Below are 26567 nucleotides of genomic sequence, written 5' to 3'. Positions count from 1 at the left end.
TTGCACGATCGCCAATAGCCTCTACAATTTGGGTTAACCAGGCATTTTTCAGAACCGACTGCCACGACAGGAGGCAACTGTGGATTTTAGACAAATCGTAAATTTCAGAATGGTCAAGCAGGAAGCCAGTTTGCTGCATAAATCGCTCAAGCCAATTCTGGAATTAGACGATCGCATAGCAGATTTGCTTCTGGTGGATCTCACCGGGTCATGCAGATTTGCGGCAAAGCTAGCGGTGAGATTACGTCTGCGGAATTGCTGGCTTATTTAATGACCTATGCCTTAATTAAAGACGACAAAGACAAGCTAAATATCGCTTTAAACAGTTGGGAGTTTTCTGATGCAGAACGAATCAAAGCCGAAAAACTCACGGTGGAAATCCTGCTCGATTTAACTAAAGGGCAGCCCGATCCACCCCAGCTTGTTATTCCTTCTTTGCTAAACAAGCTGGATGAGGAAAAAGGCACAAAGTATCTAGAGCAAACCGTCCACGCTATCTACAAATTTGCGCAGGTAGTGGTCAAAGCCGATGGGGATGTGTCTATGCAAGAAATGGAAGCCCTATCGCAAGTCTGGCAACTGTTGCACCAATACCGGGCGATCGATAACTACAAAAGTGGATTGCAAACCGCAGCTTCCAACGTTAGAACTGTTTCTCCGCCCTCTCCCCAACCTGCTGCTCCCACTTCAGCTGCGCCTGCAACTCCCCCCCCTCCTCAGGCGGACGCTCCCCCTCCCCCCAAAACTGAAGATGAGCTTGCCAATATTCTGGCCCAGGCAATGGCTGAACTCAATGACCTGGTGGGGTTGGACAATATCAAGGAAGAGGTAAAAACGCTGGCCAATTTTCTGAAAGTGCAGAAGATCCGCGAAGATCGAGGGTTGGCTAAAACATCGGTTTCCCTCCATGCGGTATTCTGCGGCCCACCTGGAACAGGAAAAACGACGATCGGTCGCTTAATGGCCCGGATTTACCAGGGCTTAGGATTTCTGCAAAAAGGCCATTTAGTCGAAACCGATCGGGCGGGAATGGTGGCAGGCTACATTGGTCAAACCGCGAAGCGGGTTGATGAAGTGGTGGACTCTGCCCTGGATGGTGTCCTGTTTGTAGATGAAGCCTATGCCCTGGTGCCCAGAGGCGATGGAGGAGGACGCGATTTTGGACAGGAAGCGGTGGATGTGCTGCTGAAACGGATGGAGGATAACCGCGATCGGGTGGTGGTGATCGTTGCGGGATACACCGATGAGATGACGACATTTGTGGAATCTAATCCGGGCTTAAAGTCCCGCTTTAATCGCTACTTTTACTTTGAAGATTACAAACCAGAGGAACTGCTGGCGATTTTTGAAAAGATGGCTGAGAAGGGACATTTTCACCTGACCGATGCCACTCGCAGAACGCTGCTCCGGGTATTTGAAGAGCTATACGTCCGCCGCGATCGCACCTTTGGGAATGCCAGAGTGGCGCGCAATCTATTTGAAAAGAGTATCGAACGACAAGCCAATCGTTTAGCTGTTTTATCGTCTTTATCTGACGAAGTTCTGACGACATTACTACCTGAAGACATTCCCGTGGATGCCCTCAGTACCCTGGCGGGTAATGTAGACTGGCAAAAGCTAACTGCATCTTCAGAGAATCCAATAGTTTCACCGGAAGAACCCTCTGAAGAACCGGAATCCGCACCAGAAACAGAATCTGAATAGAATTAGATTAAGAGCAGATGGAGCAAGTGAGTAATCATTAGGCTTAATCATTTCTGGTTTGAGCTGAAGGGAAAATATCTCGATCGAGCGATCGACTCCAAGTCGAGATTTGCTACCGTATGGGTCAGAAGTTTCGCTTCAGCCAAAGTTCGCTCCACCAAACCCATGAAACCATTTGATTACTCCCTGGATTTTAAGACGATCGACTTTCGACAGCATCAGGAGCTTTATTGCATTGGTCGAGGGGAGCAGGGGGTGTTGCTGGTTGAACCTTACAAGAGCGAGATTTTGCCCCACTGGAGATTTAAAACACCCGATGTTGCCCAGAAGTCTGCGGATAAAATCTATGCGCTGTTCCTGGAGTACAAACAGCAAGGGGATTTCGTTGGGATGGATATGGCGCGGAAGTTTCTACAAATGGGATATACTCGCTCCCGCCGCTATGCGAATCACAAATCGGGGCGCAAGTATGCAAAGGATTCTAAAACCGTTCTTCCTCAGGATGTCGATCCGGTCAAAGCTCAATCGGCCGAAATTTTTTATCAAAAGTGGCAGCTTGCCAAAACTGACCCAGAATACCAGGAATTAAGCGATCGCCATCGTCAGCAATATGGGTAAACTCAATCAGCCATAGCACCATGTTTTACAGTCCCATAAGGGGTATGCGGAAAAATAGCGCCCCCTACCGGGTATATTGCTATGCACCCTTAGAACCTTGACCCGGAAGTATCCCCAAATACCTGAAAATTTGGTTTTATAGCCATAGGCTTATCAACAACGGCCCCATCTCCCTCTAAGATAGACCGTATTCAGATAGAGTCGGACACATTGTGAGTACTGAAGAATATCTGAAACGGATTTTACTGACTGCGGGCGTAGTTGGGGTACTGATTACGCTGGTTACATTTATCTGGGTCGTTGCCGATGTTCTGCTATTGGTATTTCTGGGAATTTTGCTGGCGATCGCCCTGCGTACCCTGGCCTACCCGATCGCTCGTCGAACTCGAATCCCCCCTCGCGGAGCCTTGCTGATTGTGCTGTTTACCATCCTGGTGCTGATGGTTGGGGGTGGGTGGTTATTCGTTCCAGAACTATTACGCCAGACGGATCAGCTATTTGAGCAAATCAATGCAGCCCTCAATTACGTAGAAGCGTTTATTAATCAAGACTGGGGGGAAGGCCTGGCGGGACGAGTGTTTGAGGGTGAACAAACCCTACCTGACTTCAACCTGTTAACCGGATTGCCCGGCACCTTTGCTGATACATTAGGGATCCTGGCCAATGTATTGTTCATTGTATTCATCGGCATCTTTATCGCGTTTGATCCAGGGCTATACCGCACAGGCATTATCAGCTTAATTCCTCCCACAGGTCGGCAGCGGGCCCACGAAGTAATAGACAGCCTGATTGATGGCATGCAGGCATGGCTACTGGGCCGAGTGATCTCCATGATCGTCATCGGGATTGTCGTTGGGGTGGGACTATCTCTGTTAGGTATACCGCTCGCTCCAGCTTTAGGGGTTCTGACTGGATTGTTGGAGTTTATTCCGATCGTGGGCCCTGTATTCTCTGCCTTTCCAGCAATTTTGATTGCCTTCACCCAAGATATAATGCAAGCCGTCTATGTAGCCATCTTCTTTCTGGTAGCCCAACAGTTGGAAGGAAATGTGCTCACCCCGATCGTCCAGCAAAAAACCGTTTCTTTGCCACCCGCTCTAACCCTCACCGCTGTTCTGGTCATGGGATTTTTGTTCGGCCCCTTGGGAGTCCTGGTCGCTACGCCATTAGCGGCTGCAATACTGATCCTTGTGAAGATGCTTTACATTGAGGATGTTTTGGGCAAGAAAAAATGATGACGATTCAGAGATTAGAAATCTAGTGATCCAGTTAGTGATCCAGAGAACGCAGATCCAGAGAACGATCGCCATCCCCTTCTTGCTGAACGGGTGCATCCTGACGGTTTTGATGAGAGCGTCTGAGTCGATCGCGGATGGAGTTGAGCTGAGTCTGGTTACTGACGGGTGAGCGGGGTTTAGGAAGCTCAGTATTCGGCCAGAGGGGGAGATCCGCACAGGGACATTCGGGAGGTTGTAATCCCAAATTCATCATTGGCACCGGCATATCACACCGGGCACAGGGAGAAATGTCCCAACGGGATGAGAGTAGCTCATCGATCGTTTGCACTGTGCCTTCCAGGTAGCAGTCCTTGGAGCTGTTTTTGGTGATGTATTGCCAGCAATCTTCAAACTCAGCACTGTATCGATCGCCCTGAATCACCGGCTGGGGCAAGATTGCCTTTTCACCGTTACGAACAATCAATCGCTTGCCGAGTTGAAACCAGTAGGCAAGATACTGCTTAACTTGATCTGGAGATGCCATAGTGCCTATCGCTAATTTTGCTCCACTTAGACAATGCTTAGACAATGCAAAGAATTACTTTACCTTGCTTCACATAGTAGAATACTGCATCCAATTCAACGCTGCATCGATCGATAGTACAGTCGTTATCTCTATCCTAACGATTAGAGTGAAGGCTCACTCCATTGAATTCCGTAACAAAGATTAAGGTTGGTCGATCAGGGCAAGGGAGTTCCCATTTGACTCAGATTGAGCACGTGTCCGCCTGTAACCAGGTAAACCGGATGGGCAATGCGGCCAATTTGGCGAGTCAGCCTTCCCAGTCGATCGCGGAATAAGCGTCCAAGCGGATAGGCGGGCACCACCCCCCAACCCGTTTCCTCAGCAACCAGGATGACCCGGCTGGGCGTTGCGATCAGGGCGGTCAGTAAATCCTGGAGGGTTTGCTCCCAGAGGGAATCATCCTGCTCCAGCAGGTTGGCGAGCCAGGTTCCCAGGGAATCAATCAACAAACAGTCGGAGGCAGTGGCAGCTTGAAGCGGAGTCAGCAGATCAACCGGAGCGGCGATCGTTTGCCAGTCAGGGGGACGACGACGTTGGTGTTGAGCAATCCGAGCCTGCCATTCAGCATCATCGGGATTCACCTGAGCCGTTGCCACATAGGTGACAGTATGGTTCGATTGGAGGGCTAACCGTTCTGCCCATTCACTTTTACCCGATCGAGCGGGTCCCGTTACTAAAATTGGACTCCGATGGGACGATTCAGTCATATCAGGGAAGCAATAAAGAAAAGCGGCAAAAACCATTGCCAGGAAATGAGAATCAAATCGACTGAGAATTCTTGGGGAATGGGCATCCTATCCGCCCGATGAACAGCTTGAGCAGCAAATTTCACTAAAGCATCAAAGAAGCCGTTCCATTTTAAGAATGACCGCTAGAATAACTACACCAAACTAAAGAATAATGGCGAGCCCCCTCTCCTGAGGAACTGTCCCCAATATTCCATCTATGCGATCTACCCGATCGCCCAAATTGCAAAAAAATTATTAAAATCTAGTAGCGAAAAATTTCGGGTTGGGAAATGTCTATGAAACCTGGACTAAAACGGATTGAAGCAACGCTGGATCAACTAGAGGTTCCACCAGAGGTTCCACCTGCACCAGGGCGGCTGGCAAATCCAGTCCATGCAGATGCTGCCACTGTTGTCGATGGGGGGCAAGGGCCGTCCCCCGTGGTGCCTTCCAAGTCTCGGACGAAATCTCCGGCGATCGAACCCTTTCCTTTACCCAAGGGAACGATTGAGCCGATCGCTTCAGAAACGAGTCCCGTTTTGCCCTCTGACCCACCGCAACCTGTTTCAGCCCAGGATTCACCGAGCATTCCCATCCTACCTCGCCCCCAAGCTCCCAGTTTCAGCAGCCATCGCCATGCGGCTAACCCTAATTTGGCGGTCGGCCTGCTTCAAGAAATCGAATCTCTGGTGCGAGTCTGGCAGGTTGATCTAGAGGAAACGGTGCAGCAAATCCATGCTCTTTATCAAGAAGGGCCGATCGTGGAGGGTTGGTTAGAATCCCAATCTTCAGGTCACATTACGCCGCCTGTGGATATGTCCTTACTGCGCCATGCAGATGTGGATTACTTGATGGCATTTATTGAGCAACTGTGTCAGGGTGGGTATCCGCTCAGTAGCGAGGCAGCCCGCACCGACTATCGCCTCTGTGGCTTGGATCCTGATGGTCAGGTCTGGTCGCGTCCCTGTCCGCCGGATCAGGTGGCTTACGTCAGTTTGGCGATCGCCCGCTACCAAAAACTCCGGACTTTATTGGCGAAGAAAGAAAACCTGGAAAACCGTCTAACGGGGCTAGTTCAAACCCTGACGATGGTACATGGCCAAATTCGAGAAGGATAGAAAATTCGAGTAGGGGCGCACTGCTGTGCGTCCTCATTACACACATTCGAGTAACCGATCGGCGAATTTCCTGGTAGGGGCGCACTGCTGTGCGTCCTCATTACACACCGGGGGCAAACTGTGCGTCCTCATTACACACTAGGGGCGCACTGCTGTGCGCCCTTACAGTCAATTGTTCTAACATGGACATCTAACACTGTCTATATCATTTCCTATCCCTGATTGAAAGGAGATTGTGAAAAAGCGAGTTACCCTGATTTTTCCCAAACGATCGGTGCATATGCCAGTCACTTATCGATTGGCCAAGGATTTTAACGTCGCAGCGAATATCATTCGGGCCCAGGTGACTCCTAACCAGGTGGGAACCCTGGTGGTGGAGCTATCGGGAGATATTGATCAGTTAGATGCCGCGTTGGACTGGATGCGATCGCAGGATATTGGCATTTCCCAGGCGAGTCGAGAAATTGTGATTGATGAAGACCTCTGCGTTCACTGTGGGCTGTGTACTGGAGTCTGTCCGACGGAAGCCCTGACCCTGGATCCTAAAACCTTTCGCCTCAACTTCACCCGATCGCGCTGTGTGGTCTGTGAGCAATGTATTCCCACCTGTCCAGTTCAGGCGATTTCGACTAATCTTTGATTGATATGATCACCATCTACAGCGACGATCACCGCTACCAGAATGCTCAGGCAGAATTGATTGACGGCAAACTGCTGCCCCCCTATGAAAATCCGCGCCGGGCAGATGCCATCCTCAGCCATTTGCAACAGTCTCACCTGGGAGCCATTGAACCACCGAAGTCCTTTGGGCTGGATCCAATTCTGCGAGTTCACGATGCTGGATTTGTTAACTTTTTGCAAACTGCCTGGGCGGAATGGTCGGCGCAGCAGGGAAATCACGATGCACTGCCGCTGACCTGGGCGACTCGCACCATGCGCCACGATCGCATCCCAGAAACGATTGAGGGCAAACTCAGCTACTACTCTTTTGATGCTGGAACGCCGATCAGTTCTGGAACCTGGCAGGCTGCCACCACTGCGGTCAACGTAGCTTTGACGGCTCAGGAACGCATTACTCAAGGCGCACCCTCCGCCTTTGCCCTCTGTCGTCCGCCTGGACACCATGCCGCCCGCGACTTTTTGGGAGGCTACTGCTTTTTGAACAATGCTGCCATTGCGGCCCAGGCTTTCTGCGATCAGGGAGCCGATCGAGTTGTGGTGCTGGATGTGGACTACCACCACGGCAACGGCACTCAAGCCATTTTCTACGATCGCCCCGATGTCTTTTTTATCTCAATCCATGCCCATCCCAGCCAGTCCTATCCCTATTTTCTGGGCTTTGAGGATGAGATCGGGCAGGGTAAGGGAGAGGGCTTCAATCGCAACTATCCCCTCCGCATCGGTACAGATTGGTTAACCTATCAACCTGTCCTGGCTGAGGCCCTCCAGCAAATCCAGCAGTATCACCCAGATGCTCTAGTGGTTTCCCTCGGCGTAGACACCTTTGAAAAAGATCCCATTTCTGAATTCCGCCTGACCTCCAGGGATTATGCTCGCATGGCAGCGGCGATCGCCCAACTGAATTACCCAACGCTGATTGTGATGGAAGGGGGATATGCGATCGATGAAATTGGGCAAAATGTCGTGAGCTTTCTGCGGGGATTTGAGGGATTGTCGTGATTTCCAGCCTGCCTGGCCCTTAAAGATTGCTAAGAGTGCTGCAAAACAGACAAAACTCCCAGCAGAGAGTGTGCCAATCTAGGTAAGCTTAATAACTACAGACGTTTCAGGCGCGCAATGAACTATGACGTTTTGTGAATACAGACCAGGGCTGGAAGGAATCCCTGCGACCCAATCGAGTATTAGCTTTGTGGATGGTCAGAACGGTATCCTGGAGTATCGGGGTATTAATGTTGAAGAACTGGCTCAACAGAGCACATTCCTGGAAACCTCGTACCTCCTGATTTGGGGCGGATTGCCGACGCAGGAAGAACTGGATGAATTTGAACATGAAATTCGGTTTCATCGCCGGTTGAAGTACCGAATTCGAGACATGATGAAGTGCTTCCCGGAGAGTGGCCATCCAATGGATGCACTACAGGCTTGCGCTGCGGCTCTGGGCTTGTTTTATTCCCGGCGAGCGTTGGACAATCCCGTTTACATTCGGGATGCGGTGGTGCGGCTTTTAGCCAAAATTCCCACGATGGTTGCAGCGTTCCAACTGATGCGAAAGGGAAATGACCCAATTCAGCCCCGTGATGACCTGGACTATGCAGGCAACTTCCTCTATATGCTGACCGAGCGGGAACCGGATCCTCTAGCCGCCCGGATTTTTGACATCTGTTTACTCCTCCACGCGGAACATACGATCAACGCCTCGACCTTCTCCGCAATGGTGACAGCCTCCACCCTGACCGATCCCTATGGGGTGATTGCCTCGGCGGTGGGAACCCTGGCGGGACCGCTGCACGGCGGAGCCAACGAAGAAGTCATTTTCATGCTGGAGGAAATTGGCTCTGCGGACAATGTGGAGGCCTATTTAGACAACTGCCTGCGCCAAAAGACCAAAATCATGGGCTTTGGCCACCGGGTTTATAAAGTTAAAGACCCCCGCGCCATCATTCTGCAACAGTTGGCAGAGCAGCTCTTTGAAAAGTTTGGGCGAGATGAATACTACGATATTGCCCTGGCAATGGAGCAGGCGGTTTCGGAACGACTGGGACACAAGGGAATTTATCCCAACGTTGATTTTTACTCTGGACTGGTGTATCGCAAATTGGGCATTCCTACCGATTTGTTCACCCCAGTATTTGCCATTGCTCGAACGGCGGGTTGGTTAGCCCACTGGAAGGAGCAGCTAGGGGAAAATCGCATCTTCCGACCGACCCAAATCTATACTGGGCCACGGAATGCTCCCTATGTTCCCGTGGAGAAACGTCAGTCCGTGCAGGATCAGGCGTTAATTGGGTTGGTGACCGGGTAAGGGGGTTTTTAGGGATATGCGGCAAAATAACGTACCCGGTAGGGGCGCATAGCGGTGCGCCCTTACAATCGATCCAACCCATTAATGAACCGATGGGCTATAAGCGACTCGCGTTGAGGGCAGCTCCGAGCAAGCCAACATTTTGATTCAAGATCAGTCGGACGGGGATGCGTTCCATCAGGGGACGCATTCGACCCTTATCCGTCAGAGCTTCGATGAAAATGCCGGATTTCATTAACGGGAGATTTTTAGCGGCAACCCCTCCTGCAATATACAGCCCGCCAAAGGGTAAAAGCTTGAGGGCAAGATTACCCGCTTCAGCACCGTACAGACTGACAAAGAGTTCCATGGTTTCTTTAGACAACCGATCGCGCCCTTCAGCAGCCGCAACGGCAATCACGGCAGCGGGGTCTACGGTCTTTTCCCCTTTCCCGGCTTCCCGTTCCCAGGTGCGAATGGCTTCTCCCACCTCAGGAGTTTCGCTAACGTAGTCTCGATCGCGCAAAAACTGGTAGATGGCAGCAATGCCCATGCCCGATACGACCCGCTCCACCGAGATCCGGTTGACATTCAGCTTGTCGCGCAGATACTTCAAAAGCTGAAATTCCAGCTCATTGCGAGGAGAGAAGTCCGTATGTCCGCCTTCTGAAGGGTAAACGCGATACCGTCCCTGATGTTGGATTAAAAAACCCTGTCCTAGCCCCGTTCCCGCCCCAATCACGGCGATCGGTGCATCCTCTCGGGGTTCTCCCTCCTGGAGGGTATCAATATCTTCAGCCTCTAATCCTGTAATGCCATAGCCTACGGCGGCAAAGTCGTTAATCAGTTGGACTTTTTTAAGATCTAACTCCTGCCGAATCCGAGCGCCATCTAACATCCAGGATAGATTGGTCAGATTGCAGGTATTGTTGACGACCGGGCCAGCGATGGAGAAACAAGCCTTCTGCGGTTTGGGGGGGGTGCCGATCGCTTCGGCGGTTTCAGTTAAAAAGGTCCGCACCATCGGAACCAAATCTGTGAATTCTGCACTCACATAGCGAGATTCATACAGCGGCTTGAGTTTTGGCCCAGATTGGGTCTCATGAAGCTCTGCTAATCGGAGAATGGTCTTGGTGCCGCCTGTATCTCCTGCCAATAATTGTGTCATGGTTCTAAGAACACATCCCGTCAACGAACTGCTTTCTACATAGTCTGGGGCAAGTGCTGCCACAAACCCAGCTTCTTTCTATTTTGCAAACAATCTTGACAAATGTTGATCAAGTCCGTGTAAAAAGGTGGCAGGGTTAATGAAGAGATGAGAAGAGAGGAACGGTGCTCACTCCGGCACAAACCTGCCACAACATTCCCCAAAAGAGACCATAATTTAGTATGCGCTGAGATTGATCCTCTCCTGGTCTTTCACACCCTATCCCCTGTCACCTATCCCCTGTCACCTGTTCTCCACAACCCGTGTCCCATCCCTCACCGATTGCATCTTTAAAACACGGCTTGATCGTTTCCTGTCAAGCTCCGATCGACTCTCCCCTCCATGAACCTGCTGTCATTGCGGCCATGGCTCAGGCTGCTGTGAATCAAGGAGCCGTCGGCGTTCGTATTGATACTCCTGCCCATGTCCAGGCTGTACGGCAACGAGTGAATGTGCCAATTATTGGACTCTGGAAACAGCAAATCCCCGGTTACGACGTTTACATTACCCCTCAGTTTGACCATGCTGCCAAAATCGCTGCGGCTGGTGCAGATATCATTGCGATCGATGCGACCTTACGGGAACGTCCCAACGGTGAAACGGTAAAGTCACTGATTGACCGGATTCACGCTGACTTGGGTAAGCTCGTGATGGCCGATGTGGATACGCTCAAAGCAGCAATCCATGCAGCTCAAGCAGGAGCCGATGTAGTGGGTACAACGCTTTACGGCTACACAGAGCAGACTCGTCACCTTTCTCCTCCTGGATTTGACCTGCTCACCCAAATGGTGCAGGCCTTGAACGTTCCCTGCCTTTGTGAGGGCGGGATTGCCTCACCCCCTATGGCCGACCAAGCCTTGACGCTGGGAGCCTATGCCGTTGTGGTGGGGACTGCCATCACTGGAATTGATGCTCAGGTTGCCACTTACTGCACTGCATTACAGCATCAGTAGATCGAAAGATCGAAAATCAATTGCATTCACGGCAACGCCTGCTTTTGATCCCCCTAAATCCCCCTTTTTAAGGCTACGGTGTACACACAAGTCATCTGCTCTAGCCACGACTGGGTTTGATCCTCCCTAACCCTCCTTAAAAAGGAGGGAACCGGATTAGAAGTCCCCCTTTTTAAGGGGGATTTAGGGGGATCTATCAGGGTTTGAGCCTCTCAGTCAAGATCTGTGTACACGGTAGCTTTTTAAGGGGAACTTCAAACCTTCTTGGCTCGGTTTCCCCTTTTTTAAGGGGGCTAGGGGGGATCTAAACAGGGTTTGCGGTCTACTGAAATTACTTCACGCTACCCAAATTACTTCAAGGGATTCAGAGCTGTCTGAAGTAAAAATTCTCCGATTTGAGGGAACTATAACAATACGAGGGAATTCCTTGTTCTACGGAACCTGGAAGCACATTAGCTTTTGGCATGGCACCCCGGAGCACCGATCGTCTTTGCAACCCCATTCTACGCTCCCTCGCATAAGCCCATAAACCATCAATTGTATTGATTGTTGCTAATGATCATTTTTGTTGACATCACCTTGCTGCTCCTTTGTTCGATTTAATTTACCTGTATTTGGATATGGCTTGCCCCTTAATCAAAGTGCTTCTCGTTGATGATGATGAGGATGATTATGTCCTCACACGAGATTTGTTTGCTGAAATCCAGGGAGAAACGTTTGGGATTGACTGGGTTGCAACCTATGAGAAGGCACTCGATCTAATCCTTCAGGATCAGTATGATGTGTATTTGGTGGATTATCGGCTGGGGCAGCGGAGCGGGTTAGAGTTGCTGCAAGACGCGATCGCCCATCACTGTAATGCCCCCTTTATTTTGTTGACGGGACTGGGAGATCACGAAATTGATATGGCTGCCATGCGCGCTGGAGCTGCGGATTATTTGCTGAAGCGGGAAATGACGGCTGCGGTGTTAGAACGGACGATTCGCTATGCAGTAGAACACGCCCATACCCTCAAAACCTTACGGCTAGCCCTGCAAGAAAAACAGCAATTAGCCCTTGCCATCAGCAATATCAGTACTGGAGTGGTCGTTACGGATCCTTCGCGGCCAGGGAATCCAGTGGTTTTTGTCAATGCTGCCTTTGCAGAACTCACTGGATACACCGCAGAGGAAACAATGGGTCGAAATTGTCGTTTTCTCCAGGGGCCCGATACTGATCCAACCGCCATTCAGCAGATCCGAGACGCAATTCGCCAGCTCAAACCGATCGTTTGTCCAATTTTGAACTATCGCAAAGATGGCACACCGTTCTGGAATGAAGTGTCCATCAATCCAGTTTTTGACGAAAGCGGGAAGCTAATCAACTTTATCGGACTCCAAAACGATGTTACGAGCCGAAAGCGGGCTGAAGCGGCCCTGCGAGAAAGCGAAGAACGCTATGCATTAGCAGTTCAGGGAGCAAATGATGGCATCTGGGATTGGAATTTGAAAACGGGAGAGGTGTACTTCTCACCGCGCTGGAAGTCTATGCTGGGCTATCGGGAACATGAAATTGGTGATGGTATTGAGGAATGCCTCGATCGCATTCATCCTGAAGATGCCCATTGGGTCAAGCGGACGTTAAAGGAGCATTTAGAAGGATTAACGTCCCACTTTGAGCAGGAATATCGGATGCAGCATCGAGATGGTGGATATCGGTGGATCCTGTGCCGGGGGCTGGCGGTTCAGGATCAAGACGGTAAAACGACGCGGATGGCGGGTTCTCAAACGGATTTGACTGCCTGGAAGCAAGCGGAGGAAAAGCTGGTTCACGATGCCCTGCATGATACGCTGACGGGACTCCCCAATCGGGTGTTGTTGATGGAACGCCTCCGCCACGCCATTCAACTGTTCCAGCGGAGTAGTAGCCTGTTTGCTGTGCTGTTTATTGATCTCGATCGCTTCAAGATGATCAACGACAGCCTGGGGCATATGTTGGGTGACCATCTGCTGATTTCCATCGCCGATCGACTCTCCCACTGTCTGCGTCCAGCGGACACGATCGCCCGTCTGGGGGGAGATGAATTTGTGATTTTGCTGGAGGATGTGCGGGATGAAACAGCGGTCACTCTGGTAGCAGAACGGATTCAGCAAGAGCTTTCCGTCCCGTTTGACCTGGAGGGGCATGAGGTATTTACAGCCGCCAGCATTGGCATTACCTTTGGGTCAAATCACTATACTCATCCCGAAGAACTGTTGCGAGATGCAGATACGGCCATGTACCGGGCAAAGGAGCAGGGTCGTGGACGCTACGAAATCTTTGATTCCAGGATGCACACTTACGCAGTTGCATTGCTGCAAACGGAAACCGATCTGCGGCGAGCTTTAGAACGGCAAGAGCTACAGTTACACTACCAACCGATCGTCTCTTTGCGGACTCAGCAGGTGGTCAGTTTTGAAACCCTGTTGCGCTGGAAGCATCCTAAAAGGGGCATGATTTCACCTGCGGAATTTATCCCGATCGCTGAGGATACGGGGTTAATTATTCCGATTGGTCGTTGGGTGTTGCAAGAAGCCTGTCAACAGATGCGAGAATGGCAGCAGCAGTTTCCCGATCAAGATCTGTCTGTTACCGTCAATCTTTCCAGTAAACAATTCACGCCTTACCTGACGGAGGAAATTAGCCAAATTTTATCCAAAGCTGAGCTGAGTAGCCATTGTGTGAAGCTGGAAATTACTGAAAGTGTTTTAATGGAGAATGCTGAGTTAGCCATTACGACGCTGTCCAAACTTCAGGAATTGGGCATTCATTTAGCGATCGATGACTTTGGCACAGGGTATTCATCCTTAAGTTATCTGCATCGGTTTCCGATTGATACTTTGAAAATCGATCGATCATTTATCAGTAAAATTGATTCCGACGGTGAACAACTGGCGATCGTCCGTACCATTATTACCCTTGCCTGGAACCTGGGGATGGATGTGGTGGCCGAAGGCGTGGAAACCCCCAAGCAACTGGCTCAAATTCGGGCCCTCCACTGTGATTACGCCCAGGGCTACTTCTTTTGTAAACCCGTCGAGGCGGAAGCCGCAACCCAGTTAATTCATGGATTGTTAGGTAAAAAAGTAGATGGTTGGTGATCATCTGTGTATTGAATTGGTAGAGCATATTCCGCTGGGTCTGATGATCTGGCATCTGAGGGATATGGACGATGCCGGGACGTTTCGCCTGATTGCCACTAACCAACTGGCGCGACAAATCCTGGGATTGCCAGAGCGTTTGGCTCCCTTAACGATCGCAGACAATACAGACGATCCAGACAATACAAACGATCCAGACAATACAAACGATCCAGACAATACAAACGATCCAGACGATCCAGAGGCAATAGAAGCGCTTGATCCCTTCCCAGCCTTCCTGAAAATTGAACCGCCAGATGGGTATGCAGAGGTAATTCGATCGGGCAGCAGCAAAGATTTGGGCGAAATCCGCTACCGGGATGAACACCTGGCTGAAAAAGTTTTTTTGGTCAAAGCCTTCCCCGTACCTCACCAGCGCGTCGGAGTTATCTTTGAAGACATTAGCGATCGCAAGCAGACTGAAGATGCCCTGCACCTGCTGGAACGAAAACTTTTGTTTCACCTCAAGCAAACTCCGCTGGCCATCATTGAGTGGAATCTGAATTTCGAGGTAATGGAATGGAATCCAGGGGCAGAAAAGATTTTTTTGTACGATCGCCGTGAAGTTCTGGGAGAACCGATCACAGCCCTGATTGTTCCTCCTCAACTAAAGCCGGATTTTCAAAAAGTCTGGCACACTTTGATTGAATTAAAAACCAGCATTACGAGCATCAGCCAGAACATTACAGCGGATGGTCGCTTACTGGTTTGTGAATGGCACAGTACTTCCCTGGTGGATGCCGATGGGAACGTGATTGGGGTATTCTCGATCGTGCAGGATATTACCGATCGCCAGAAAAAGGATACAGCTTTGCTGTCCTCTGCGATCCGCTACCGTCGGCTGTTTGAAGCGGCTCAGGATGGGGTGCTGATTATCAATGCCAAAACCGGACAAATTACTGAAGCCAACCCGTTTTTACTCAACCTTTTGGGCTACTCTCAGGCGGAGTTGTTGGGCAAAAAACTTTGGGAGATAGTGATTCCCGATCAGGTGGAAACCGCTCAGACCATGATGCAGCGACTTCAAGTAGAAAGCTCTTTGTCTGAGGATATGTCCCTTTGCACGAAAACTGGACAATATTTGGAGGTGGAGTTTGTCAGCAGTGCCTACATTGCCGGTGAACAGCAGGTGATTCAGTGCAATATTCGAGACATGACCCAACGGAAGCGATCGGAAGCAGAACTGAGACAGTTTGCCAAACGGTTGGAGCAAAGCAATCGGGAGCTAGAGGATTTTGCCTCGATCGCATCCCACGATCTCCAGGAACCGTTGCGCAAAATTCAGTCCTTCGGCGATCGGCTTCACAGCAAATATGCCGATGTGCTTGATGAAGAGGGGCAGGACTATGTGCAGCGAATGCAGAATGCTGCTCACCGGATGCAAACTTTAATTAATGACTTGCTCTCCTTTTCGCGGGTCACCACCAACGCCAATCCCTTTGTTCCGGTGAATTTAACGGACATTGTTCAGGAGGTGTTGAGCGATCTGGAAGTGCCCATTCAGCAAGCAAACGCTCAGGTTGTTGTGGCAGATCTACCGACGATCGAGGCCGATCCAACCCAAATGCGCCAACTGTTCCAAAATCTGATTAGTAATGCTATCAAATTTCATCGGCCAAACGTTTCACCTTGGGTTGAGCTTAAGTCTTCCTTGATTTTGGATTCATCTTCATTTAGCCCTTTGACTCGAACTCATTCCTCCGACTTTCGTGGTTATTATCAAATTCAGGTCAGTGATAATGGCATTGGGTTTGATGAGAAATATCTCGATCGGATCTTTACAATGTTCCATCGCTTGCATGGTTCCAGTGAATATCAGGGAACCGGCATGGGTTTAGCCATTTGCCGCAAAATTGTCGAACAACATGGTGGCAGTATTTCGGCCCATAGTGTTTTAGATCGGGGAGCAGTTTTTACCGTCATGTTGCCTGTTGGGGGGATGCCATAGCCTCAATTCCCTGGCATTCAGGCAGTAGACTGTTCCTGGTGATACATTGTCCGTCCGATCGCTGTGGCTAATTCAGGTTGACCTGCCTCAATTAAAGCCCGATCGCGGATGCGGCAAGCATCACAGACTCCACAGGGTTCCGCTTCTCCCTGGTAACAAGACCAGGTCAGGGCAATGGGAACGCCCAAACGGACTGCGCGATGAACGATATCTACCTTGGAATCCATCACAAGCGGTGCGACAAGATGAGGGGCATTTCCCGCCAATCCAGCCCTGGAGGAAAGGGATGCCAGATGCTGAATGGCTTCCAGGTATTCTGGGCGGCAGTCTGGATAGCCAGAATAATCGATCGCATTAATCCCCAGGTAAATCGCCTCTGCGGCTTTGGCTTCTGCCAGGGAAAGGGCGATCGAGATGAACACCGTATTGCGTCCAGGCACATAGGTAACGGGAATTACCCCAGCCTGCACTCCATCGGTAGGAATGGCATCGGTTGCACTTGTGAGCGCGGATCCTCCCCACTGGGCCAGATTCACCTCCACGACAAAATGCTCCTTGACCTTGAGATGCTCCACTATTTGTTGGGCTGCCAGCAGTTCTCGATCGTGCCGTTGACCATAGCGAAACGACAGGGCAATCAGTTCATAGCCATCCTCGATCGCCTGGGCTGCTACCGTTGCTGAGTCCAAACCACCTGATAACAAAACTACTGCTTTAGGACGATCCATCCAGCCTTCCTCCTATCGAATACGGGTGAATTTGTGAGTCTGTAGGCTGATCCGCCACTGAGGATGATGCAGAACATACTCAAAAATCAAGTGATAGCTTTCCGGCGTATCCCACTCCGGTTGGAGAAACTGAAGGGCATGGGCAGGCAGTTCAGCCCGATGGGATTCAGCCCATTCCAGATCAGATGGCTCGACAATGACCACTTTCAGTTCACTCACTTGAGCATAGATACTGGCATGGGGCAACTTCGATCGCTTGGGAGAAAACGTCACCCAATCAAACTGACCGCTGAAGGGATGGGTTCCCGATGTTTCCAGGTGAACCTGCAACCCTGCGGATTTCAATCCTCCTGTCAGGTCAGTCAAATCATGCATCAGGGGTTCACCCCCTGTAATCACGACGATCGCTGGAGCAACCGCCTTTGCCTCCGCCACCAGATCCGCCACAGTCCGCTGAGAATGCCGCGCCATATTCCAGGAATGCTTCGTATCACACCAGGGACAGCCCACATCGCATCCGGCCAGGCGAATAAAGAAAGCACTGGTTCCCGTCCAGGTTCCCTCTCCCTGAACTGAGTGAAACGTTTCTACGACCGGGAGCGGAGATGGATTCTCTGGAATAGACTCTGGGATAGGTTCTGGGATAGGTTCTGGGATAGATTTAACCTGCAAATGTTTCATGTCGTTCCTCCGCTCAAGTTCCCTCACCAATCTACAACTAACTTCCTCCTCTCCTATCGATACCCTGCCGCCTGAAGCGCAAACAGCCGCGCATAATCACCACCCGATCGAATCAGTTCTTCGTGGGTTCCCTGTTCGACAATTTCGCCATTCACCATCACCATAATTTGATCAGCCATTCGCACTGTAGAAAAGCGGTGAGAAATCAAAATCGCCATCTGATGCTGGGTTACGGCCCGAAGCTGGTTAAAAATTTCGACTTCCGCCTCCGCATCCACCGCAGAAGTTGGTTCATCCAAAACCAAAATATCGGCTCTCGATCGCATAAAGGCCCGCGATAGGGCGATTTTCTGCCATTGTCCGCCCGAAAGTTCCCGTCCATTCTTAAACCAGCGTCCTAACCGCGTATGAAACCCTTCCGGCATTTCTTCAACAAACGATCGGGCCGTTCCCTTTTCCGTGGCTAGCCACCAGCGCGGTTCCTCATGGAGATAATCCACATCGCCAATGCCAACGTTTTCGCCCACCGTGAATTGATAGCGGACAAAGTTCTGGAAAATTACGCCGATCCGCCGCTGCAACACCTCCAGATCCCATTCTTGCAGATTGCGCCCATCCAGTAAAATTCGTCCTGAATCCGGAGAGTACAGGCGGGTCAGGAGCTTAATCAAAGTGGTTTTACCAGAACCGTTTTTGCCAACGATCGCCAGCTTTTCACCCGGCCGCAGATGAAAGGAAACCTGCTTGAGAGCGGGTGTGGTACTGCCAGGATAGGTGAAAGTGACATTCTCAAATCGAATTCCATCGTCTGGCTGATGACCATAGGTTGCATAACCTGAGGATTCTGGTACATCTTCCTCCAGGAACTCGTAAAGATTAGAAAGATACAGACTGTCCTCATACATTCCACCCACTGATGTGAGCAGCCCTGAGAACGTAGTTTGTCCCTGCCGAAATACGACTAAATACATGGTTAGCTCCCCCAGAGAAATCCGGCCTGCGATCGCCTCCAGAATAATCCAAACATAGGTGGCGTAGAAGGTAGCGGTACTGAGCAGGCTGAGTCCATAGCTCCATAAACTTCGCTGGACGGTTAGATCCCGATCTTCGTGGTAGATTCGGTTAAAAATGGTGCGATAGCGATCGAGCAGCATTTCACCAAGCTGGTAAAGCTTCACTTCCATCGCAAAATCTTCCCTGGCTAATAGGGTTTCCAGATAATGCTGTTCGCGGGTTTCGGGGCCCGTCTGCGAAATAGCCGAAAGGCAACCTGGGCAAAACGGGTTTCAGCAATGAATGCAGGAATTGCGGCCACCATCAGCAACAGCACGGCCCACAGGGAAAATTGCAGCAACAGGCTACCATAGGTGACGAGAGACAGTGTATCTTTGACCAGCCCAAAGGTGCGTCCAACCAAACTCAGAGGACGAGTCGAGGCTTCCCGACGGGCACGGGTCATCTTGTCGTAAAATTCCGAGTCTTCAAAGTGGGACAGATCCAGCGTTAAAGCCTTTTCCAGAATTAACTCATTCACCTTTTGCCCCAGCAGCACCCGCAACAGAGATTGACACAGCGCAATCCCCTGCTGACTCCCCGATAACAATGCAACGACGATCGCTTCCATGCCCAGGTATTGCAGCGCGAGCCATCGATCGGAGGCGGTAGCGGTTTGTTCCGCCAGTACCACGGCATCAATAATCAGCTTCCCCAGGTAGGCGACCAGTGCGGGTAATAGTCCTGCCACCAGGGTGAGAAGGGCAAGTCCAATGGTCAGGCGGCGATCGGTTGTCCAAACCAATTGAACAGCTTGACGACAATATTGAAAGAGGGAAAGGGATTTTTTGACTCCTTGAAACCGTGAGGAGAGAGGCGATCGGGAATGTACAGTCTTCATCCTTCCACGATAACTTTTTAGCGATGTCTCTCGCTGCAAACAGTCATTTTATGCCAATGGCTCATTTCCGTAGCGCAGGCATCCTGCTTGCCAGTAAGCGATCGGTCATACAACGGCAAAATGAGATACATCCCCGGAGTATGCTAAGTTTAATGCTGTTTATAATCCCAACGACGGTCTAAGACTCCCTATGAGCAACACGCCTGAATGGACGACGGAAGCGGAAGCCCGACTCAAGGAAATTCCTTTTTTTGTCCGTCCGGCTGCCCGCAAGAAGATTGAGAAATTCGCTCAGGAAATGGGAGCGACTCAAATTACTGTAGAGGTTTATGAACAGGCGAAACAGAAGTTTGGCTCCTGAGAATGGCTGGAAGAAGTCTTCAGGATTTCGACCTTGATGACAATGCTCAACAGAGCCTAGCTCACTGCAAACTCAGTGAACTTTCGCATCGATTCAGGGTGAAAGCCTAATACAATATCTTGCTTCGCAACCCCTAAGTTCACCAAATCATCCGCCACCTTTTCCTCGGTTCCATTCCACTGAATCCATACCTTCTCTCCGCGAAGATCCAGATGCATTACCGGCCAAACACCCGCTGCTTATTCTCCCATCCCACATAGATCAGTTGGTAATGGTCATGCTCTCGATCGAATACGGTTTGTAGCTCCACCTCTCCTCGTTGCGAGGATCGACGACCAGCATAGTCTATCAGTAATTGCTGTACTAGGTTTCGGTACTGCTCTGTTTTTGCCATCGTACGATCTCTCCTGTTTCAATGTTATAAATCAAGAGGCTAATTCGACTCCGCTGAATCACCGATTGAATGAACGGTCGAGTAAAGAACTCATCATAAATGCTAGCTGGTACCGCCAGATATAGCACTCGTTCCGGCTCCCGATCGGATAGAGCATAACGGTAGTTCGTAAACTGACCGATCGCTGTGTGAAACTCTGATACAACCGATTGTCCAAGGAAACTTTTAATCTCAATCGCAATTTTTTGGTTCTCCTTCTCAGCTGCAATTAACTTCTCTGCGCCCAGATCAATAAACAAGTCAGTCAGGCTATCGACCCGGATTGTTAATGGATCATCGGTGATTACCCACCCATCCCTCTCCAGAGCCGCTTTCACAACATCATGGAATACATCTTTTGCTGCCATGTCCCGCATTCGTTACTTAGGACGTTGAACTCCCTTCAATTGTTATACTATCTTCCACTGCAACGCTGGTTTGCCATCGGCTCAAGGCTTCTTCTGAGGAAATAACTCTGTAGAGAAAATAGCTCTGTATCCGTTGTCCTGATGGCACGTGATCGAACTTGGGTTACTAATAACCAAACAGGGCAGGCAAGATGCCCGCCCCACAAGAGAGAGATTGGAATTACTGGTTAGACTGTTTGAGCGATCTCATAGGGTTTGGTTAACCGATCGAGTTGTTTGGTTAGCAGGCTGAGGAACAGACCCACATCAGTGACTACGCCGACGGATTCAACGGAACCGCGATCGCTGAGTTTGGTGACGACTGCGGGGTTAATGTCCACGCAAACCAGTTTTACCCCAGCGGGAGTCATATTGCCGACTCCGATCGAATGCAGCATGGAGGAGAGCATCAGGATCATATCGGCTCCCTGAATCAGGCGAGCATAATCCTGTTGGGCTTCAATCAGATTCATTTTAGTGTCAGGCAGCGGCCCATCATCGCGGATGGAACCTGCCAGAGAGAACGGGACATTGTGCTTCACGCATTCATAGAACACGCCGCTCCCTAAAGCTCCTTGTTCTACAGCTTGAGCAATGCTGCCATACCGTCGGATAGTATTAATCGCCTTCAGGTGATGACGGTGCCCCCCGCGAACGGAAACCCCCCGCTTCATATCGACCCCCAGGGAAGTGCCCATCATGGATTGCTCAATGTCGTGCACCGCGATCGCATTTCCTCCCAGGAGGGCCTGCACATAACCTTCCCGGATCAGGTGAGCCAGGTGTTCTCCACCGCCCGTATGAATCACAACCGGTCCCGCGACGACGGCGACCTTACCGCCCTGATCTCGAATGCGACGGAACTCCCAGGCGATTTGTTCTACCACCAGTTCTACCCGGCGTTCGCTGGACACTCCAGCACCCATGAAGCTGAACTCTTTATCATTGCTGGTGCGCTGCTCGCGGGATTCTGCCTTGCGAACGGTGCGAATCCCTTCTACGCCGACGATCACGCGATCGCCTTTCTGCAAGTCGCGGAGCAGTTTACACTCAGCGATCGCCCCTTCAGGAGTTTGAGACACCACGATCGCCCCATCCATCCGCTGATTCTGGACTCGCACCCACTCACAGTTAACGCGCACTTCCGTGGGATAAATGGTTGTGACGTAGAAATCATCCGGAGCCACACCATCCAATTCCACGGTTTCCAGGGGATTATCACACACTTCCTGGGGTCTGGCGGATGCGCCCAGGTCGATGAGCTGCGACATGATTTTTTCCATCACGTCATGGGAAGGGGCCGTGACCCGAACTTCTGCGGTGGAGGTACTTTGACGCTGTTCACCCAGGTTAAAGTTCAAGACCTGGAAGGTGCCGCCGCCTTCCACGATCAGGTCTAACGCCCGGTTGATCAGTCCGGAATCCAGCAAGTGGCCTTCTAACTGGATAGTGCGACTTTCAACGGTGGCAACGGCATGGTGAACTGGCTGCAACGGTTCGGTGGTTCGCAACGTCAGACACTTCGCAGCTCCGCCGGCCTTGAGAAACTCGGTGAGCGGGGTTTCAATCACCCGGAAGTTGGCCTCTGCCAGTCGCGCCTTCAGGTTATCGCTGGCTTTGTTCATGATGATGAGGCGATCGATATTTACCGCATTGCAGGCAAAATTATCGGCATCGGGTTCTTCAACGGCAATCCGCTTTTCGGGCGGAACCCGCATCTCGATCAGGCGATTGGAATAGGAGTCAAAGGCAGGTGGATAGTAAAGCAGGTAGCCGTCTGTCAGAGGACAGAAGCAGGTATCGAGATGGTAGAATCGCTCATCCATTAGCCGCAGCGACAGGACTTCAATATCCAGCCATTTGGCCAGGTAGGGGTGGGAATCTAGCTCAGAACGGAAGCCATAGCCCGCCCACAGCCAGCGACCTTCCCGATCGAGCAAGGCATCTCCTGCCCCTTCAAAGGGTAAATCCTTGGGGAGTAGATGTACCTTAAACCCTTGTTCCTCAAACCACTGCTGGAAGAAGGGTTCTTCCCCCTGCCGTTCTTTGTGGTAGAAGCGGCTGAGAACCACCGTATTTTCCAGCACCAGTCCGGCGTTGGCGGTGAACACCATATCGGGAACCCCTTTTTGAGGTTCCACTAAATCCACCGTTGCGTGGTCTTTAATGACGTGATACAGCTTGTCCCACTGTTCTACGGCCCGATCGCGGGAGGATTTGTGAACGTTTCCCTCCATCCAGGGATTAATCACATAATCCACATCGTAGAATTTGGGAGAGCACATGAGAAAGCGAATGGAAGAAGCACTCATACAGGAACCTAGATGAATTAATGTTGAGTTGAATGGGTTGAAGCAGTCAAAGTGAATTACGGTACCGTTTGCCCAGCAACCAGGCAGCCAAACCAAAGATTAAAAAGTACAATTGACACCCAATTCTGTAGCCTGCGCCACGATTTTGCAGCAGGCATTGCTTAACAAGCAGACAATTCCCTATCTTATTACGCGATCGAGGGGGCAGCGTGGGAAGTCATGAAGTGACAACATTTGGGAAATGATAGAAATAGCCTAACGAATTACAGCCTAACAAAATAGGGAGGTGCAACGCATCACACCCCCCTTCAGCGATCGGATTTAGTTCGATCGGGCTTTAAACCGCCGCCGTCGGCATTCCCAGAATCTCCTCAATCTTCGGCATTTCCTCCAGGGGAATCACCCGTCCCTCATCCTCAAAGCCAGGAATCTGGTCAAAGTTGAGGTAGCGGTACAGATCCGCCGCAAAGGGATCGAGCTTCTGAGTAATAATCTCCAGATATTCCTCCACCGTGGGAATCCGTCCCAACAGGGCGCAGACCGCTGCCAGTTCCGCCGAACCCAGGTAAACCTGAGCATCTTTCCCCATGCGGTTGTTGAAGTTGCGAGTGGAAGTGGAGAAGACCGTCACCCCATCTGCCACTCGCGCCTGATTGCCCATGCAGAGCGAGCATCCCGGCATTTCGGTTCTGGCTCCGGCTGCTGCAAAGATGCCGTAGTAGCCCTCTTCTCGTAGCTGCTTTTCATCCATGCGGGTCGGCGGACAGATCCAGAGTTTGGCTTTGGCGGCTCCGGCTCCTTCCAGCACCTTGGCGGCGGCGCGATAGTGTCCAATGTTGGTCATGCAGGAACCGATGAACACTTCATGGATCGGATCGCCAGCACATTCCGACATCAGCTTGATGTTGTCTGGATCATTGGGAGCCGCCACCAGAGGCTCTTTGATCTGATCCAGATCCACCTCAATCACATCGGCATACTCAGCATTTTCATCAGCCGCCATGACTTCTGGGTTCGCCAACCACTGCTCCATCTTCGCCACCCGCCGCAGAATGGTTCGAGCATCGCCATAGCCCCGCGCCACCATGTTCTTCAACAGGGCAACGTTCGATCGCAAATATTCGGCGATCGTGTCTGGATTCAGCTTGATCGTACAGCCAGCACAGGAACGTTCTGCCGTAGCATCGGTGAGTTCAAAGGCTTGCTCCAGCTTCAGATCGGGCAGTCCCTCCATTTCCATAATCCGCCCAGAGAAGAGATTCTGCTTGTTCTGCTTTGCCACCGTCAGCTTACCCTGCTGAATGGCGACATAGGGAATGGCATTCACCACATCCCGCAAGGTGACTCCCGGTTGCAAACTGCCCTTAAAGCGCACCAGCACCGACTCTGGCATATCCAATGGCATCACCCCCAACGCTGCCGCAAAGGCAACCAAGCCTGATCCAGCCGGGAAGGAAATGCCCAACGGGAACCGCGTATGGGAATCACCCCCAGTCCCCACCGTATCCGGCAACAGTATTCGGTTCAGCCAGGAGTGGATAATGCCATCGCCCGGACGAAGGGACACACCACCCCGCGAGTTGATAAAGTCCGGTAAATCTCGATGGGTTTTGATGTCTACAGGTTTGGGATAGGCGGCGGTGTGGCAGAAGCTTTGCATCACCAAATCTGCCCCGAAGCCCAGGCAGGCTAATTCCGTCAATTCATCGCGGGTCATGGGGCCCGTCGTGTCCTGTGATCCCACTGTAGTCATCATCGGTTCACAGTAGGTTCCCGGTCGCACCCCCGGCAGACCGCAGGCTTTACCCACCATCTTCTGGGCCAGGGTGAAGCCTTTACCCGAATCCGCAGGCAGTTGGGGACGGGTAAAGACGGGGCTGGGTTCCAGTCCTAACGCGGCACGGGTCTTATCAGTGAGGGTACGCCCAATCAGGAGGGGAATCCGTCCCCCTGCCCGCACTTCGTCCAGAATTGTATCCGGCTTGAGGGTGAAGGTGGAAATCACTTCTCCAGCTTCGTTGGTAATTTCACCTTTGTAGGGATGGATCGTAACTATATCCCCCGTTGCCATTTTTTCGACATCACATTCGATCGGCAGTCCCCCCGAATCTTCAACTGTGTTAAAGAAAATCGGGGCAATCTTACCGCCCAGGACATAGCCTCCGGTGCGCTTATTCGGCACGAACGGAATATCATCCCCCACGTGCCACAGGACTGAATTGGTGGCCGACTTCCGGGACGATCCGGTTCCGACCACATCCCCCACATAGGCAACGGGATAGCCCTTCTGTTTCAGCTCGGCGATCGTCTGTAACCCGTCTGGCATCCGGCTTTCCAGCATGACCAGGGCATGGAGGGGAATATCAGGACGAGTGGTGGCGTGGGGGGCAGGCGACAGGTCATCGGTATTCGTCTCACCGGGAACTTTGAACACGGTCACGGTGATGGCTTCCGGCAGTTTCGGACGACTGGTAAACCATTCGGCGTTTGCCCAGGCATCAATGACTTGTTTAGCGTAGGAATTTCCCGATTCCGCTAGTTCCAAAACATCATGAAACGCATCGTAAACCAACAGGGTTTTGCTCAGGGCAGTTGCCGCCGTGCTTGCCAATGCCTCGTCGGATTGCAGCAAATCCACCAGGGATTGCACATTGTATCCCCCCATCATCGTGCCCAGTAGCTCAACGGCGTACTGCGGGGAAATCAGCGGACTGGTGAGTTCCTTTTTGGCGATCGCCGTTAAAAAGCCTGCCTTGACATAGGCTGCCGGGTCTACGCCTGGAGGGATGCGATCGACCAGCATTTTGAGTAAAGCGTCTTCCTCACCCGCAGGCGGATTCTTTAATAATTCACATAAATCAGAGGCTTGTTCAGCCGATAACGGTAGAGGCGGAATTCCTAGAGCCGCCCGCTCTGCAACGTGTTTACGATACGATTCCAGCATTCATTCTCCTCTCAGGCAGCAAAACTCTGCGGCAACTCCTGAGGTTTGCCACATCTACTCTATAAATACATTTACATTGCAACGGTAGCTTGTTGCACACTTCTTGTCATCGGGAGGGTTTGCATCATTGCTGATGGAAGGTTTTGGTTTGAGGACTGGGCGGGCAGGATGCCCACCCCACAAGAAGTTGGTGAAGAAGGTTGGTGGACTGGGCGGGCAGGATGCCCACCCCACAAGAGAGCAGCAAAGGGGACTGGTAGGGGCGCGGTTGTGCGTCCTAACCTAGAGGGTCATCGATCGCACGTAGATCCGCATGATTTCGCCGGGTTCTTTGCTGGTGGCCTGTTGGATTTGGGAGAAGGGTAGGGGGCGTGACCAGTCTTCCACTCGACAGAAGTTGCACTGATACAGACGGGCGATCGTGATTTCTACATCATTCGGTTGACCAATCATCAGAAGTTTTACCGATCGCCGGGCAGGGGAAATCAGCCGATCGCCACTAGGGGGCTGATCGAACAGTTTGTCGGACATGATTTGTGAATCTCCTTGTGTTCCAGGGTTTGAAGAAACCCTAGAGACTAGCCCTCGTTCAGACAGGGCAAGCGGCA

At 51.3% G+C, this 26567-nt stretch carries 22 protein-coding genes and 1 pseudogene; 11 read left to right on the top strand and 12 right to left on the bottom strand.

Going from position 1 to position 26567, the window contains the following annotated elements:
- Positions 1-210 precede the first annotated feature (210 nt).
- From ACM1PF_RS11635 to ACM1PF_RS11625, 3 genes are all read left to right on the top strand, one after another.
- On the top strand, positions 211-1704 hold the full coding sequence (locus tag ACM1PF_RS11635; protein WP_416674674.1) for an AAA family ATPase: 1494 nt from the start codon (positions 211-213) through the stop codon (positions 1702-1704).
- A gap of 165 nt (positions 1705-1869) precedes the next feature.
- The gene (locus ACM1PF_RS11630) at positions 1870-2322 is read left to right on the top strand and encodes a DUF4385 domain-containing protein (protein WP_416674672.1); all 453 of its coding nucleotides are present in this window, start codon (positions 1870-1872) and stop codon (positions 2320-2322) included.
- 212 nt (positions 2323-2534) lie between these two features.
- Positions 2535-3557 (top strand): AI-2E family transporter, encoded by a 1023-nt coding sequence (locus ACM1PF_RS11625; RefSeq protein ID WP_416674670.1) that lies wholly within the window; start codon positions 2535-2537, stop codon positions 3555-3557.
- Positions 3558-3591: 34 nt separating this feature from the next.
- Here the strand turns inward: ACM1PF_RS11625 and ACM1PF_RS11620 are convergent, their stop codons facing one another.
- Both ACM1PF_RS11620 and cobU read right to left on the bottom strand, forming a co-directional pair.
- Positions 3592-4083: a hypothetical protein gene (locus ACM1PF_RS11620; protein ID WP_416674668.1), complete on the bottom strand. Its 492-nt coding sequence runs from the start codon at positions 4081-4083 to the stop codon at positions 3592-3594.
- 197 nt (positions 4084-4280) lie between these two features.
- Positions 4281-4832, bottom strand: a complete 552-nt coding sequence (gene cobU, locus ACM1PF_RS11615) for a bifunctional adenosylcobinamide kinase/adenosylcobinamide-phosphate guanylyltransferase (RefSeq protein WP_416674667.1) — start codon at positions 4830-4832, stop codon at positions 4281-4283.
- Positions 4833-5143: 311 nt separating this feature from the next.
- Here cobU and ACM1PF_RS11610 point away from each other — a divergent pair, with 311 nt between their 5' ends.
- From ACM1PF_RS11610 to ACM1PF_RS11595, 4 genes are all read left to right on the top strand, one after another.
- Positions 5144-5971 (top strand): hypothetical protein, encoded by an 828-nt coding sequence (locus ACM1PF_RS11610; protein ID WP_416674665.1) that lies wholly within the window; start codon positions 5144-5146, stop codon positions 5969-5971.
- A 235-nt stretch (positions 5972-6206) separates the two neighbouring features.
- Complete coding sequence (locus tag ACM1PF_RS11605; RefSeq protein WP_416674663.1) at positions 6207-6611, top strand: NIL domain-containing protein; 405 nt, start codon at positions 6207-6209, stop codon at positions 6609-6611.
- Positions 6612-6616: 5 nt separating this feature from the next.
- The gene (locus ACM1PF_RS11600) at positions 6617-7651 is read left to right on the top strand and encodes a histone deacetylase family protein (protein ID WP_416674662.1); all 1035 of its coding nucleotides are present in this window, start codon (positions 6617-6619) and stop codon (positions 7649-7651) included.
- 124 nt (positions 7652-7775) lie between these two features.
- Positions 7776-8954, top strand: coding sequence for a citrate synthase (locus ACM1PF_RS11595; RefSeq protein WP_416674660.1), 1179 nt, complete (start codon positions 7776-7778; stop codon positions 8952-8954).
- 97 nt (positions 8955-9051) lie between these two features.
- Here the strand turns inward: ACM1PF_RS11595 and ACM1PF_RS11590 are convergent, their stop codons facing one another.
- A complete protein-coding gene (locus ACM1PF_RS11590) occupies positions 9052-10101 on the bottom strand; it encodes a glucokinase (RefSeq protein ID WP_416676630.1) in 1050 nt (349 codons plus the stop codon).
- A 302-nt stretch (positions 10102-10403) separates the two neighbouring features.
- On the opposite strand from ACM1PF_RS11590, the gene ACM1PF_RS11585 reads away from it, so the two are divergent.
- The 3 genes from ACM1PF_RS11585 (at position 10404) to ACM1PF_RS11575 (ending at position 16199) form a co-directional block, all read left to right on the top strand.
- On the top strand, positions 10404-11093 hold the full coding sequence (locus ACM1PF_RS11585; protein WP_416674658.1) for an N-acetylmannosamine-6-phosphate 2-epimerase: 690 nt from the start codon (positions 10404-10406) through the stop codon (positions 11091-11093).
- A 590-nt stretch (positions 11094-11683) separates the two neighbouring features.
- Positions 11684-14212: an EAL domain-containing protein gene (locus tag ACM1PF_RS11580; protein WP_416674656.1), complete on the top strand. Its 2529-nt coding sequence runs from the start codon at positions 11684-11686 to the stop codon at positions 14210-14212.
- Positions 14202-16199, top strand: a complete 1998-nt coding sequence (locus ACM1PF_RS11575; RefSeq protein WP_416674654.1) for a sensor histidine kinase — start codon at positions 14202-14204, stop codon at positions 16197-16199. The genes ACM1PF_RS11580 and ACM1PF_RS11575 overlap by 11 nt, the downstream gene beginning before the upstream one ends.
- Before the next feature lie 17 nt (positions 16200-16216).
- Here ACM1PF_RS11575 and queC read toward each other — a convergent pair whose 3' ends face one another.
- From queC to ACM1PF_RS11560, 3 genes and pseudogenes are all read right to left on the bottom strand, one after another.
- A complete protein-coding gene (gene queC / locus ACM1PF_RS11570) occupies positions 16217-16927 on the bottom strand; it encodes a 7-cyano-7-deazaguanine synthase QueC (RefSeq protein ID WP_416674651.1) in 711 nt (236 codons plus the stop codon).
- A gap of 12 nt (positions 16928-16939) precedes the next feature.
- The gene (locus tag ACM1PF_RS11565) at positions 16940-17608 is read right to left on the bottom strand and encodes a 7-carboxy-7-deazaguanine synthase QueE (RefSeq protein WP_416674648.1); all 669 of its coding nucleotides are present in this window, start codon (positions 17606-17608) and stop codon (positions 16940-16942) included.
- 53 nt (positions 17609-17661) lie between these two features.
- Positions 17662-19502: pseudogene (locus ACM1PF_RS11560) on the bottom strand (ABC transporter ATP-binding protein).
- A 190-nt stretch (positions 19503-19692) separates the two neighbouring features.
- On the opposite strand from ACM1PF_RS11560, the gene ACM1PF_RS11555 reads away from it, so the two are divergent.
- Positions 19693-19863: a PCP reductase family protein gene (locus tag ACM1PF_RS11555; protein WP_416674647.1), complete on the top strand. Its 171-nt coding sequence runs from the start codon at positions 19693-19695 to the stop codon at positions 19861-19863.
- Between the two features lie 56 nt (positions 19864-19919).
- On the opposite strand, the gene ACM1PF_RS11550 is transcribed toward ACM1PF_RS11555, so the two are convergent.
- The 6 genes from ACM1PF_RS11550 to ACM1PF_RS11525 all read right to left on the bottom strand — a co-directional run bounded on the left by ACM1PF_RS11550 (position 19920) and on the right by ACM1PF_RS11525 (position 26490).
- A complete protein-coding gene (locus tag ACM1PF_RS11550; protein ID WP_416674646.1) occupies positions 19920-20081 on the bottom strand; it encodes an element excision factor XisI family protein in 162 nt (53 codons plus the stop codon).
- Complete coding sequence (locus ACM1PF_RS11545; protein WP_416674644.1) at positions 20081-20257, bottom strand: element excision factor XisI family protein; 177 nt, start codon at positions 20255-20257, stop codon at positions 20081-20083. Before ACM1PF_RS11545 ends, ACM1PF_RS11550 begins: the two co-directional genes overlap by 1 nt.
- The gene (locus ACM1PF_RS11540) at positions 20227-20664 is read right to left on the bottom strand and encodes a XisH family protein (protein WP_416676629.1); all 438 of its coding nucleotides are present in this window, start codon (positions 20662-20664) and stop codon (positions 20227-20229) included. The genes ACM1PF_RS11545 and ACM1PF_RS11540 overlap by 31 nt, the downstream gene beginning before the upstream one ends.
- A 227-nt stretch (positions 20665-20891) precedes the next feature.
- Complete coding sequence (locus ACM1PF_RS11535; RefSeq protein WP_416674641.1) at positions 20892-23015, bottom strand: bifunctional arginine dihydrolase/ornithine cyclodeaminase; 2124 nt, start codon at positions 23013-23015, stop codon at positions 20892-20894.
- Positions 23016-23352: 337 nt separating this feature from the next.
- Complete coding sequence (gene acnB / locus ACM1PF_RS11530) at positions 23353-25959, bottom strand: bifunctional aconitate hydratase 2/2-methylisocitrate dehydratase (RefSeq protein WP_416674640.1); 2607 nt, start codon at positions 25957-25959, stop codon at positions 23353-23355.
- A gap of 282 nt (positions 25960-26241) precedes the next feature.
- On the bottom strand, positions 26242-26490 hold the full coding sequence (locus tag ACM1PF_RS11525; RefSeq protein WP_416674638.1) for a hypothetical protein: 249 nt from the start codon (positions 26488-26490) through the stop codon (positions 26242-26244).
- Positions 26491-26567 lie beyond the last annotated feature (77 nt).

It is taken from the genome of Egbenema bharatensis FJBBOT/2019, from assembly GCF_048077055.1.
In the GTDB taxonomy this organism is placed as follows: Bacteria; Cyanobacteriota; Cyanobacteriia; order Elainellales; family Elainellaceae; genus Egbenema; species Egbenema bharatensis.
The sequence above is the reverse complement of the archived record's forward strand: the minus strand, read 5'-3'. Positions and strand labels throughout refer to the sequence as shown.

Bases quoted from the DNA above. Each gene is read 5' to 3' on its own strand.
- ACM1PF_RS11525 (WP_416674638.1), bottom strand. From the start codon at position 26,490: ATGTCCGACAAACTGTTCGATCAGCCCCCTAGTGGCGATCGGCTGATT.
- ACM1PF_RS11545 (WP_416674644.1), bottom strand. From the start codon at position 20,257: ATGGCAAAAACAGAGCAGTACCGAAACCTAGTACAGCAATTACTGATA.
- ACM1PF_RS11540 (WP_416676629.1), bottom strand. From the start codon at position 20,664: ATGGCAGCAAAAGATGTATTCCATGATGTTGTGAAAGCGGCTCTGGAG.
- ACM1PF_RS11600 (WP_416674662.1), top strand. From the start codon at position 6,617: ATGATCACCATCTACAGCGACGATCACCGCTACCAGAATGCTCAGGCA.
- ACM1PF_RS11550 (WP_416674646.1), bottom strand. From the start codon at position 20,081: ATGCATCTGGATCTTCGCGGAGAGAAGGTATGGATTCAGTGGAATGGA.
- ACM1PF_RS11565 (WP_416674648.1), bottom strand. From the start codon at position 17,608: ATGAAACATTTGCAGGTTAAATCTATCCCAGAACCTATCCCAGAACCT.
- ACM1PF_RS11555 (WP_416674647.1), top strand. From the start codon at position 19,693: ATGAGCAACACGCCTGAATGGACGACGGAAGCGGAAGCCCGACTCAAG.
- ACM1PF_RS11575 (WP_416674654.1), top strand. From the start codon at position 14,202: ATGGTTGGTGATCATCTGTGTATTGAATTGGTAGAGCATATTCCGCTG.
- acnB (WP_416674640.1), bottom strand. From the start codon at position 25,959: ATGCTGGAATCGTATCGTAAACACGTTGCAGAGCGGGCGGCTCTAGGA.
- cobU (WP_416674667.1), bottom strand. From the start codon at position 4,832: ATGACTGAATCGTCCCATCGGAGTCCAATTTTAGTAACGGGACCCGCT.
- ACM1PF_RS11535 (WP_416674641.1), bottom strand. From the start codon at position 23,015: ATGAGTGCTTCTTCCATTCGCTTTCTCATGTGCTCTCCCAAATTCTAC.
- ACM1PF_RS11620 (WP_416674668.1), bottom strand. From the start codon at position 4,083: ATGGCATCTCCAGATCAAGTTAAGCAGTATCTTGCCTACTGGTTTCAA.
- ACM1PF_RS11590 (WP_416676630.1), bottom strand. From the start codon at position 10,101: ATGACACAATTATTGGCAGGAGATACAGGCGGCACCAAGACCATTCTC.
- ACM1PF_RS11595 (WP_416674660.1), top strand. From the start codon at position 7,776: ATGACGTTTTGTGAATACAGACCAGGGCTGGAAGGAATCCCTGCGACC.
- ACM1PF_RS11635 (WP_416674674.1), top strand. From the start codon at position 211: ATGCAGATTTGCGGCAAAGCTAGCGGTGAGATTACGTCTGCGGAATTG.
- ACM1PF_RS11630 (WP_416674672.1), top strand. From the start codon at position 1,870: ATGAAACCATTTGATTACTCCCTGGATTTTAAGACGATCGACTTTCGA.
- ACM1PF_RS11610 (WP_416674665.1), top strand. From the start codon at position 5,144: ATGTCTATGAAACCTGGACTAAAACGGATTGAAGCAACGCTGGATCAA.
- queC (WP_416674651.1), bottom strand. From the start codon at position 16,927: ATGGATCGTCCTAAAGCAGTAGTTTTGTTATCAGGTGGTTTGGACTCA.